Origin of the sequence: Lentilactobacillus farraginis DSM 18382 = JCM 14108 (assembly GCF_000583655.1) — a bacterium.
Classification (GTDB): Bacteria; Bacillota; Bacilli; order Lactobacillales; family Lactobacillaceae; genus Lentilactobacillus; species Lentilactobacillus farraginis.
This window is the reverse complement of sequence record NZ_BAKI01000032.1, coordinates 18,736-30,569: the sequence shown is the minus strand read 5'-3', so window position 1 is coordinate 30,569 and position 11,834 is coordinate 18,736. Positions and strand designations below refer to the sequence as shown.

General features: G+C 44.1%; 10 protein-coding genes. 5 read left to right on the top strand and 5 right to left on the bottom strand.

Annotation, left to right across the window (positions count from 1 at the left end; all coding sequences use genetic code 11):
* Window positions 1-138: 138 nt before the first annotated feature.
* Together pdxT and pdxS are read right to left on the bottom strand one after the other, a co-directional pair.
* Window positions 139-684, bottom strand: a complete 546-nt coding sequence (gene pdxT / locus JCM14108_RS10125) for a pyridoxal 5'-phosphate synthase glutaminase subunit PdxT (protein ID WP_035180657.1) — start codon at window positions 682-684, stop codon at window positions 139-141.
* 16 nt (window positions 685-700) lie between these two features.
* Complete coding sequence (pdxS, locus tag JCM14108_RS10120; protein ID WP_035180655.1) at window positions 701-1,591, bottom strand: pyridoxal 5'-phosphate synthase lyase subunit PdxS; 891 nt, start codon at window positions 1,589-1,591, stop codon at window positions 701-703.
* 536 nt (window positions 1,592-2,127) lie between these two features.
* Here pdxS and JCM14108_RS10115 point away from each other — a divergent pair.
* From JCM14108_RS10115 to JCM14108_RS10095, 4 genes are all read left to right on the top strand, one after another.
* Window positions 2,128-2,940 carry an HAD family hydrolase gene (locus tag JCM14108_RS10115; protein WP_051996135.1) on the top strand — a complete coding sequence of 271 codons (813 nt, stop codon included), beginning with the start codon at window positions 2,128-2,130 and terminating at the stop codon, window positions 2,938-2,940.
* 308 nt (window positions 2,941-3,248) lie between these two features.
* A complete protein-coding gene (locus JCM14108_RS10110) occupies window positions 3,249-4,409 on the top strand; it encodes an RNA-guided endonuclease TnpB family protein (RefSeq protein ID WP_035180654.1) in 1,161 nt (386 codons plus the stop codon).
* Window positions 4,410-4,952: 543 nt separating this feature from the next.
* A complete protein-coding gene (gene glnA / locus JCM14108_RS10100; protein ID WP_035180652.1) occupies window positions 4,953-6,275 on the top strand; it encodes a type I glutamate--ammonia ligase in 1,323 nt (440 codons plus the stop codon).
* A gap of 109 nt (window positions 6,276-6,384) precedes the next feature.
* The gene (locus JCM14108_RS10095; RefSeq protein WP_035180650.1) at window positions 6,385-6,942 is read left to right on the top strand and encodes an RBBP9/YdeN family alpha/beta hydrolase; all 558 of its coding nucleotides are present in this window, start codon (window positions 6,385-6,387) and stop codon (window positions 6,940-6,942) included.
* Window positions 6,943-7,042: 100 nt separating this feature from the next.
* On the opposite strand, the gene JCM14108_RS15455 is transcribed toward JCM14108_RS10095, so the two are convergent.
* The 3 genes from JCM14108_RS15455 to JCM14108_RS10085 form a co-directional block, all read right to left on the bottom strand.
* Window positions 7,043-7,348 carry an SGNH/GDSL hydrolase family protein gene (locus JCM14108_RS15455; protein ID WP_237745799.1) on the bottom strand — a complete coding sequence of 102 codons (306 nt, stop codon included), beginning with the start codon at window positions 7,346-7,348 and terminating at the stop codon, window positions 7,043-7,045.
* Between the two features lie 29 nt (window positions 7,349-7,377).
* Entirely contained in the window at window positions 7,378-7,743 is a 366-nt protein-coding gene (locus JCM14108_RS15450) for a hypothetical protein (protein WP_237745798.1), read from the bottom strand.
* Between the two features lie 304 nt (window positions 7,744-8,047).
* Window positions 8,048-10,453, bottom strand: coding sequence for a phosphoketolase family protein (locus JCM14108_RS10085; RefSeq protein WP_035180649.1), 2,406 nt, complete (start codon window positions 10,451-10,453; stop codon window positions 8,048-8,050).
* Window positions 10,454-10,803: 350 nt separating this feature from the next.
* Between JCM14108_RS10085 and JCM14108_RS10080 the strand changes: the two genes are divergently transcribed.
* On the top strand, window positions 10,804-11,673 hold the full coding sequence (locus JCM14108_RS10080) for a carbon-nitrogen hydrolase family protein (protein WP_035180648.1): 870 nt from the start codon (window positions 10,804-10,806) through the stop codon (window positions 11,671-11,673).
* Window positions 11,674-11,834 lie beyond the last annotated feature (161 nt).

Genomic DNA, 11,834 nt, shown 5'->3' with positions numbered 1-11,834 from the left:
TTTGTCCGGTTCCGTTTTATTTACTTACGATTATTGCCGAGAGGAAACGTGTACCGAAAGGCAACTTCCAGCCACCCGTTCATTTTTAATTTCCAAATCATTTGGCTTAAGCTGTAAATTTGTCATCTTAATAAAATGCTAATGAACGAAGTGATCGATAAAGTATTCATGGAGTCGGCAATCATCCGTTAATTCAGGATGAAAGGCGGTTGCCAGAACATGATCTTTTGAAACTGCTACAGCCTTGTCGTTAATTTTGGCCAGCACGTTGATATCCGCCGAAACGTCTGTTAAATAGGGTGCCCGGATAAAGATTGCATGGAACGGATCAGCCAAGGCATCGAAGTGTAGACTTTCTTCAAAGCTCTGCTGCTGGCGGCCAAAGCCGTTGCGGACCACAGTGGCCTTTAACATATTAAAAGATTCCGGCTGAGATAAAAGTACCATCCCGGCACAGGTCCCAAAAGTCGGCAGGCCGGCTTGAATCAGCTCTTTAATTTTTGGAAAGAGCTGGTTGTAGGTCATTAATTTTTTGATAGCCGTACTTTCACCGCCGGGAATAATTAAGCCGTCAATACCGGCTAAATCTGCTTGATTAAGAATCGGCTTGTTCTCAACGCCGAGCTTGTTTAAGGCGTTGGCATGTTCGCTGATTGCACCTTGAAGCGATAAAACACCAATCATTCAGTCAGACTCCCTTCTAGTTGCCGCGGGTTTCCATCAAGTCGGCTTCACTTAGTTCCGACATGTCGATGCCCTTCATTGGATCGCCAAGGTTTTTGGAAACTTCAGCGATCAGATGGTAATCGGTTGGGTGGGCGGTTGCCTGCACAATGGCCTTGGCAAATTTAGCCGGATTCTTGGATTTGAAGATTCCGGAACCAACGAAGATGCCGTCCGCACCCAGGTTCATCAACAAAGCAGCATCGGCAGGTGTTGAAACGCCACCGGCAGCGAAATTAATAACCGGCAGTTTACCGTTTTCATGGACCCATTTGACCAATTCGTATGGTGCTCTTAAATCCCGGGCGATGGTCATGAGCTGATCCGGTTTGGCAGCTGCAACGTCTCTGATCTGAGTCTGAACTTTGCGAATATGAGTCACGGCTTCAACGATGTTGCCGGTTCCCGGCTCACCTTTGGTCCGCAGCATGGCGGCACCTTCGCCGATTCGACGTAGTGCTTCACCTAAATTTCGGCAGCCGCAAACGAACGGAACAGTATATTCGTTCTTTAAGATGTGGTATTGATTGTCAGCCGGTGTTAAGACTTCACTTTCATCGATGTAATCCACGCCAACGGCTTCAAGAACCCGGGCTTCGGCGGAATGACCAATTCGCGCTTTGGCCATTACTGGAATCGAAACAGCATTCATAATTGATTCAACCATTGCCGGGTCGGACATCCGGGCAACCCCACCAGCTTTTCGAATATCGGCCGGGACGCGTTCCAGTGCCATTACGGCAACGGCACCAGCATCTTCGGCGATTTTTGCCTGTTCCGGATTAACGACGTCCATAATGACGCCGTTTTTTTGCATTTGGGCCATTCCCCGCTTAACGGCATCGGTCCCAGTAAGTTGCTTTCCCATAAATCTAAGTCCTCCAATTATATTAAAATAATAATGATTAAAGAAATACTAATTAACGATGAGCTATGTAGCAGGCGTTTGAAATCATATTAGTATTCGTCTCATTTTTATACCAGCATATAGTCATGGCTGATGTTTGTCAATGCTAAGTTGGCCGGCTTTTTCCCCGAATTGTGACGTTGGTTTCTAAGCCATTCATTAAGGGTGAAAATGCATGCTGATTTAGATGCCAATTTTTATCCGGTAGAGTCTTAATTAGCGTTTATTAATAATTAAATTGGTTGTCAATTCGGACGACTTAATAACGTAATTGTTAATAGTAGCTGTTTTTTGCAAGTTTTACAATTGCTTACATGGATTTTACGGAAAATTTACGCTGTTTCGATACAATTAACAAGTCGGGAAATTGGCTTAGTTACAAACTCCGTTCCTTCAGAATACGTGGCTTTGACCCGACAATTAAATTTATAAAATTGATATCTCAGCTGATTAAATGATGAAATAAATGCATGGAAAATAAGCGAGGAGTGATTGGTTTGATTCAAGCAGTCGTGTTTGATTGGGACGGTACGGTAATGGATTACGGCGCCCAAGCACCGGTTATTGCTTTAAAACAAGCCTTTGCCTATTTTGGCATCCAGGTGCCGCTTGCCAATATTCGGTTGGATCAAGGATTAAACGGTTTGGCCCACACAAAAAAGTTGTTGCGTAATTCGCAAATCGGCTTTGAGTGGTTGTCCAATTATCCGGATGATTCCTTGAATGGCGCGGTGGAAAAGGTTTATCAACAGTACCAACGGGCAATTGGACCGGCTTTGAAAGAGGCTGCCCATTTCAAACCCGGTGTTAAAGAACTGGTCGATTATTTGAATTTCCAAAAGATTCCCTACATTGCCACGACCAAGTTTCCTCAAAGTTGGCTGGCACAGGTATTACCGTTGGCTGCCCAACAAGGGTTTCACCCTAAAGCCAATGTGACTTTTGAACCGGGCGATACGGCCAGTTCTGAAATTAATCAGATTGTTGATCACTTGGCGGGGTTATCGGTTACGCGGCCTCAAAATGTGATTAGAATAGGGGATATGCCCAGAGATATGTTGACAGGGCAGACAATTCAAGCACTTTCAGTCGGGGTTGTGGAAGGCGGCCAGTTAATCGGTTTGTCAGAAGGTGAATTTGACTTACTGACCATTGCTGAAAAGAATGAGTTGCGGAATCAAGCGGTTGAAAAATTGGAAGCTGCCGGGGCTGACGAGGTCATTAATCAAATTAACGAATTGATTAACCTGATTGTTGCGATTAATGATGTGGATACCCGGCATGCAGCCTATCAAACGGTTAAGGATTAACCTGATTAATTTTTGATATAGGGGCAAGAAAACACGTTCTTTTAAGGACGTGATGAATTGCTTCTTTTTGCATTTAAAAAACGGTTCTAATAATCATCAAATCAATAAATATTGAAAATATTCTAAAATACATGTGTGTATCAACAATAACCATATGTTATAATAGTTAAGCTAAGTTTCCTTAGATTAACTAAATGACCGCTTATCGGGATCTGCGATTAAAAGCGTGGTACTGGTAAGGGACCGGTCATGATCAAGAATCTTACTTAGCAAGATCAGTCAGTAAAGTAACGAGAGGAGGCCCCTATATGACGACAGTAGTTAAAGGGATTAAACTACGCTTATACCCGAACCAACCGCAAATTAATTTATTGTGGCAAATGTTTGGCAATGATCGGTTTGTCTGGAATCACATGTTAGCGATGGCTAACCAGCGTTATGAAAATAATCCGGCCAGTAGGTTCATTGGCGAATATGACATGAACTATCTGCTGAAACCGCTCAAGAAAGAGTACCCCTTTTTAAAGTTAAGTGACGCCACCAGCTTTTTGGTGGTTGACCATAACCTCGCGACGTCTTTTCAGAACTTATTCCAACATCGGGGTGGCCATCCCCGGTTCAAATCCCGCCGTAGCGCTAAGCAAGCCTATACGGGCCGTTCAACCTGTTTCGTGGAAGCTAAGCGGCGGTTAAAACTGCCGAAAATCGGGAGTATTCGGACCAGCAAGACGGGCCGCTTGGCCAATGGTAAAATTAAGCGCTACACGATTAGCCATGACGCCACCGGCCGTTACTACATTTCGCTCCAAGTGGAAACTGAAGTTCACGACCTGCCCAAAACCAATCAGCAGGTCGGTTTAGACTTGGGCGTGGCTGATTTAGCAATTGATTCCACTGGGGTAAAATATGGGACGTTCAATGCGCGGTGGCTGGAAAAGCAAGCCCAACGGTGGCAGGCCAAGTTCAGTCGACGTAAGCACCAGGCGACCGTTGCGATGCGTCAATGGAATCACCATCATAAATTGCTTAAGATGGAACTTAACGATTACCAAAATTGGCAACGGGCAAAAATGACCAAAGCCCGGTATCAAGCTAAAATTGCCAACCAGCGCAAGGATTACCTGCACAAACTGACGACAGCCTTAGTTCGGAAGTACGATGTGATTGTGATTGAAGATTTGAAAACCAAAAATCTGATGCGCAATCACCACCTGGCTAAGGCCATCGCTAACGCCAGTTGGTATCAATTTAGAGTTATGCTTGAATACAAATGTGACTGGTACGGGAAGCAATTAGTGGTGGTCAGCGCCAACAACACTTCCCGAATCTGCTCAGCTTGCGGGCACAATGGTGGCGCCAAACTCTTAGCAATTCGGGAATGGACGTGTCAGAAGTGCCAAACTCATCACGACCGGGATATTAATGCGGCAGTTAATATCCTGAAGCGCGGCTTAAAAGCTACTGGTTAGGGACTAGCCATGGTAAAAGAGCGGGGTTCTGTAAGTTAGGTGTTCGGTATACCGATATAACAGCCTAAATACTACTTCGTGTTCCCAGAAGCTCGGTCATTCATGGCCGAGTAGTTCACTGAAGGGAGGTGACGGTTTCAAAGACGTCACAAAAGATAACTTCAATAATCTCATTTACTAACGAAATCGGCAATTTAACCCCTGATATGATGGCATCAGGGGTTTTATATTTTCGTGAGAGTGGTCCGAAAGGCGGTTAACTTCCAGAACATAAGCGACTTATCCGAATATTCCGGGCTTGAATGTTTGGATAAGTCGCTTATGTGGCAGGAAGTTGCCTTTCGGACCACGTTTTGGCTCGGTAATAATCGTGATTATGCGACGGGGCCTGGACAAAACCGCCTTTCGGACCACTCTTATAAAAATCAACAGTTTTTTCAGAAAAAATCTGATGTCAGAAGATATTACGTGTATAATACTGATTAAGGGATCCCTCAAAATAAAATCTGGAATTCCTAAAATAAACCGTTCAGGGGGCTTTTGATGAAAACAGCTGCAGATATTCGCAAATTGGCAAAAGATGAAGAGATTGAATATTTAAGAATGACCTTTTCCGATCTTAACGGCAGGTTGAAAAACGTTGAAATTCCGGTTAGCTTGTTGGATGAAGCGTTAAGCAATCAGATTAAGATTGATGGTTCTTCAATTACCGGTTTTTTACCGATTCAGAATTCTGATATGTACCTTTATCCGGACTTGGACACTTGGACCATTTATCCATGGATTACAACGGGCGGCAAAACGGCTTCACTGATTTGTGACGTTCACAATAGTGATGGTTCGCCGTTTGCCGGTGATCCCCGGTATGTTTTGAAACGATTGGATAAATCGTTGGCCGAGATTGGCTGCGGGCATCTTAATGTCGGTGCCGAAATGGAGTACTTTCTGTTTAAAACCGATGATGCCGGTCATCCGACCGCTGAGCTGAATGATCAGGCTTCCTACTTTGACGTTTATCCGGATGATGCCGGTGAGGCCTGTCGGCGTGAGACTGTGAACACACTAAAGAAAATGGGCTTTTTAATTGAAGCCAATCACCATGAAGTGGCGCCTGGACAGTGTGAAATCGATTTTCGCTTTGATGACGCGGTAATAACGGCCGATCGGATTCAGCTGTTAAAGTTAACGACCAAAGCAATTGCAGTTAAATACGGGTTGCGGGCAACCTTCATGCCAAAACCGCTGGCAGGGATGAACGGTTCCGGGATGCATTTGAATACATCATTGTTTGATGATGATCACAATTTATTTGATGATCCCAAGGCTGTCAATGGCTTATCCTCACTGGCCACACACTATCTTGCCGGTGTTTTGGCTCACGCGCAGGCCTTTACCGCCATTACCAATCCGACTATTAATAGTTATAAACGATTGGTTCCCGGTTATGAAGCCCCGACCTATGTTGCCTGGGCAATGGCCAACCGGACGGCGCTGGTTCGGGTTCCGGATGGCAGGGGGCCGGCAACCCGACTGGAATTGCGCAGCGGTGATCCTTCAGCCAACCCGTATCTGGCAATCGCGGCTGTTTTGGCGGCAGGATTGGCCGGTATTAAGCAAAAATTAACGCCACCCGCAAACGTTGAGGACAGTATTTATCAAATGTCTGCCAAACAGCGTCAGGATCAGGAAATTGTGCAATTGCCATCGTCGCTTCCCAAGGCATTGGTTAATTTGAAAAACGATCAAACACTTGGCGAGTCATTGGGGCCGGTAGTTGCCAAATACTTACAGATTAAGCAGGCCGAGCTGACGCAATTTCAATTAAGCGTGACTGATTGGGAAAAGAAGACGTACTTTGATGCTTAATGGCTGTTAAAATGATTAAAAAAGTTAACGCAACCAAAATGGCTGCCAATTAGAGCCTAAAATAGCTTATAATCAATCGTAAAGAGATTTGAAAAGAGGCGTTTTTGGTATGTCAGAACAAATGATTTACATGTTTCACGGTTACACGTCATTTGCCCATGACCATTGGTTTCCATGGTTGGAAAAGCAGGTTGAGCAGCAATTGCGAATTCCATTTAAAAAGTTGAACTTTCCGGATTCCAACCATCCTGATAAACAGGCTTGGGATCGTTACTGTGACCAGCACATTAAAGCAGCAGACGGCATTACCTTGGTTGGGCACAGTTTGGGCTGTATTCAGGTGCTGCATTTTCTGGCGCAATATGACATTAAGGACGTGAATGTGTTGTTGGTGTCGGGCTTTGATGAACCGATCTGGACACTACCGAACTTGGACGCTTTTACAGTGCATCCGGTTGACTACACAAATATCCTTCCTAAAATTAGACGGGTAACGGTCATTTCAGCGCTCAATGATAATAGCGTACCGTATCCTTATACGTTGACATTAGCCCGTCACCTCCATTCGAAATTTGTGTTGATGCCATCAGGCCATCATTTCACCGATCCTGGTCATGATAAAAAGCTGCCGGTGGTCTTTGACGAATTAAAATTGATGTTGCGCTAGTTGAAACTAAACTGGTTCGGTAATGTTGGTATTTTTGAGCAACGGTATTAAAAACGCAGTGGCCACGACTATTTTGAATCGTTCGTGACACTGCGTTTTGTTAATTCAAATCCTTGGCAATTTCAGCCGCCAATGTATGGGTGTAGTGAATCGCACCGGTTAAATCTACGTGGACCCGGTCGCTGGCAAACCAGCCGGCATGGCCTTTGCTGGCACGATACCAGTTAACAACGTGGACGTTGGCATGCTTTTTAGCAGTTTGGCTGATCAAGCGATTGGTCGTGTTCTGCCAATGGCGGGGCACCCGTGTGTTGATCCAAAAGATTTGCCGTTTACTGCCAACGGTTTTGAGAACCGAATTAATATCATGTTTGGTTGGTGGACCGTTGGTGCCCAAATTAATCACAATATACTTAGCTAAGTGGCCATGGGCCTTCAGTTGTCGGACGATTTTGGGCAGGGAATAGAATTGCCGGCCGACTGAACCGCTGACGGCACTGTGGGGAAGACCTGTTTTAAATTCGGCTTGACATCGACCATCACGGAATCACCGATAGCTGTGAGTGAAATCTTCGTTGCGGTTCTGGTCTGTATCCGGTTTAGACGGTACTTTTTGGCAACCCGTTTCTCACGGCTTGTTAGGTGAATTTTTGAAGCTTTCGACGTGATGAACCGCTGCCGATGAACGGCCTGATAGGTCTGGGCATTACCGATTTTCCAAAAGGCCAAGCCCATGATAATGCTAAAAATAGCGAATCCCAATAGTGAATATTTAATAAATTGACCGCGTGTTTTTGCCACTAAGAACGCTCCTCGTTTTATAAATTTAACAACCAATGGCCTTAATGCTTGATAGATAAAAATCCATGACTTAGTATACAATATTTTCTCTGGCTGACAAAGGCGACGCCAAAATAAACGATTAGCAGCAGGGCAACGCAAATGACGGAGAGTAATATAAAAGACGGTTACGAGGCAGAAAGCTGCCTTTTGGCGCACGTTTGCACTCGGTAATAATCGTAATTACGTAAAAAAGGGGCTGGACAAAATTACTTTTGTCTCAGCCTCATAATCTTAGCGTGTTTTAATGACGGATTTATATGACTTAGGAATTGATAGTTGTGCGGTGGTTAAGGGCACCGGACCACTGCCAGTTTTGCACTTCAGGGATGTCAGTGCCGTATTTGCGGATATAATCATGATGCTTTTGAAGCATGTGATCCATTTGCTGTTTAAAGCTATCAGCTTCCTGATTGAACTTGGTTCGGCTGACGGCATCCTTTGCCAAGTGATAGCGATCCAATTCATTTAGCACCCGCATATCAAAAGGCGTGGTGATATCACCGTTTTCACGGTAGCCATGGAAACTGATGTTGTGATTATGACGATGATAAACCAATCCTCTGAAGGTATTTTCAAAACCGTGAAAGGCAAGAATTACCGGCTTGGTGGTTGTAAACAGCTTGTCAAATTCAACGTTGGTCAGGCCTCTTCTATCCTGATCTTCATTTGCCGGCCGCAGCTTCAAAATATCGACAATGTTGATAAATCGAACTTTGAGTTTCGGGAAAGCCTGATGCAATAAATCAATTGCTGCCAAACTTTCCATCGTTGCTTCCGTTCCGGCAGTTGCAAAAATGATATCCGGATCATCGTCTTGGTCATTTGAAGCCCATGGTACAATTCCCAAGCCATGATCGACCAGCTTGGTGGCTTCGTCAATCGAGAACCATTGTGGTCGAGGATGCTTGGAAGCCACAATCAGATTGATTTTTTCCCGGGATTGCAGTGCTGTATTCATGACGGCTAAGAGCGAATTGGCATCTGCAGGGATATATTCGTTAACCAGCTCATGGCCCTTTTCTGCCAGATGCCCAAGCATGCCGGGATCCTGATGGGTATAGCCGTTATGATCCTGTTGAAAAGCGTGGGAGACATTCATGATGTTTAAGGATGGATAGTCATTTCGCCATGACTGTTCAGAAGCCTTTCGCAGCCATTTATAATGCTGGGTCAGCATGGAGTCAATTACCCGGGTAAATGCTTCGTAGGAAGCAAAGAAACCGTGTCGGCCACTTAGAACGTAGCCTTCCAGCCAGCCTTCCGCCTGATGTTCCGATAGCTGTGAATCAATTGTCCGACCTTCATTAGCCATGTTTTCATCATTTGAATTTTTGATAGGTTCCAACCACTGGCGTTTGCCATAGTCCAGCATTGAGAAGAAACGGTTGGATTTGGTCTCGTCAGGTCCAAATGCCCGGAAAGTTGTTGGGTTTTGTTTCATAATGCCGGTATAGAAATGAGAAAGCACCTCAGTATCTTGAGCTTGGAGTGCTCCGGGCTGCTTAATTTTAAGGGCAAAGTCGCTTGGATTAGGCATTGTCAGTTTTTTAGCGGCAATCCCACCATTGGTTATCGGATTCATGGCCATTCGTTGATTGCCGTTCGGCGTGGTTTCCCTGATTGCTTGTTTGATACTGCCGTTTTGATTGAATAAATCATTTGGATGATAAGATTTCAACCAGGTCACCAGCATATCTTTGTGCGTCATATCCTTGGCAGTGACTGGGATTGGTACTTGATGAGCTCGAAATGAGTTTTCAATTGGGTTGCCGGCCAAATCGGTCTTTGGGCCTGTCCAACCCTTTGGCGAGCGTAGGATTAACATTGGCCAATGTGGTAGTGACGCATCCTGATGATCACGGGCATTTCTTTGAATAGTCTTAATCTTCAAAATAATGGTGTCCATAGTAACGGCCATTGCTTTATGAACACGTGCGTAATCCTTGGGATCACCATCGGTTTCAACAAAGTAAGGTTGCCAACCCAGGCCCTCAAAATAGCTGGTAAGTTCTTGATCACTCATCCGCGACAGGATGGTTGGATTGGAGATCTTAAATCCATTAAGATTCAGCATTGGCAAAACGGCACCGTCACCAATTGGATTGATGAATTTATTGGAGAACCAGGAAGCTGCCAGGGGACCGGTTTCGGCTTCACCGTCACCAATTTCTACAGCAGCAATCACGTCCGGATTATCTAAGATTGCACCGGTTCCATGAGAGATTGAGTAGCCCAGTTCGCCGCCTTCATGCATTGAGCCCGGTGTTTCAGGAGCAGCATGTGAGGCAATACCGCCTGGAAATGAGAATTGTTTAAAAAGACGTTGCAAACCGGTTTCGTTTTGCGGAATTTTAGGATAAATTTCGCTATAACTGCCGTCAAGATAAGAGTTGGAGACCATTACCTGACCACCATGGCCGGAACCTTCAATGTAAAACATATTCAAGTCGTACTTTTTGATAACCCGATTCAAATGGGCATACATAAAGTTTTGAGAGGCAATCGTGCCCCAGTGACCAATTGGTTTGATTTTAACGTCATCGGCAACCAACGGTCGTTTTAGTAACGGATTGTTTCGCAAGAAAAGTTGGCCAACTGAAAGATAATTGGCAGCTTGCCAGTATAAATTGACTTTTCGTAAATAATCATCGGAATCGTAGTTTGGCATTTGAATCCCTCCAAAAAATAACAGTCATTAATTAACAACCAATTTGATTATCGGACCGGTCCAATATCAGATTACACTTGCAGTTTATGCCGAAAAACGTTGCGAGTCAATGGATTAGCGATTTTGATTATTTATTTTGAAATAAGATCAGCTTATAATGGAAAACAGATGTAATAGAAATGCTTATTTTAAAGGCTTTTTTCAAAAAGTAGGCGTTTAAAAGGCGAAATAGGATTGACTGATTAAGAAAAAAGATTATAATAAGTCAACAAATGTTAGAAAACATAACATTAAATAATTTTAATACACATTTATTAAGGGCAGTTTAGATATAAAGGGGGCTTCTTAAAATGAAAGTACAAGTTGCAGCTGTTCAATTTCAACCACAACTAAAACGCGTCATGTTTAATTTAAAAGCAATGGCTGACTGGGTTGATCAGATTAAAAGCCATTATGCCGATACGCAACTAATTATCTTTCCAGAATTGAGTACCACGGGATATGAATGCGGCGATGCGTTTTATCAATTGGCCGAACCCGTTTCCGGGCCCGCTGTTCAATTGATGAAAAAAGTTGCAGCGCGTTACCACGTTCATTTGATTTTTGGCTTTGCGGAACGTGACCCGCTGACGCCCCAAAAAATATATAACGCAACGGTGTTGATTGATGACCACGGGCAGACGGTTGGCGTTTATCGAAAGGTGCATTTATTTGATACTGAGCAGCGTTACTTCACGCCGGGTAAGAACTATCCGGTATTTGAAACTAAAATTGGGACAATTGGGATGATGATCTGTTATGATACTTTTTTCCCGGAAGCAGCCCGAATTTTAGCGTTAAAGCACGCTGATTTATTAACAGTTTCAACTAATTGGGAACGGCCCCGGATCCACGATTGGGAACTTTGCGTTCGGGCCCGGGCCCTGGACAATATTATTCCGATTGTCGCCGCCAACCGGATCGGCTTTGATAGGCAATTGGATTTCTTTGGTCACAGTAAAGCCATTGATCCATTGGGAAATGTCATTGCCAGCTTGGATCACGAACGATCTGGGTACCTACAGGCAACGATTGATTATGATCAGACAAGGAGGCTTCGAAATGGCTATTATTCGATTTATCAAGACGCACGACCTGAAACGTATTCTAAAAGATGGCCTGTACAAGGAGGCCCTGATTCGAAAGATCAGAAAACAGCAGTGGTAAGAACTAGAAAGTGAGCTGTCAGCTCATATTAGCAGATCACAACTTAATTAATTGCAATGTATAATTAACGAATCAATAGTAGATGATCATCAAATCATTATTAATAAACTAACGCACCATACCCGCCAAAAGTGATATACTATTTTCGTTAGGGATTTTTAACTTTTGGAGGTAT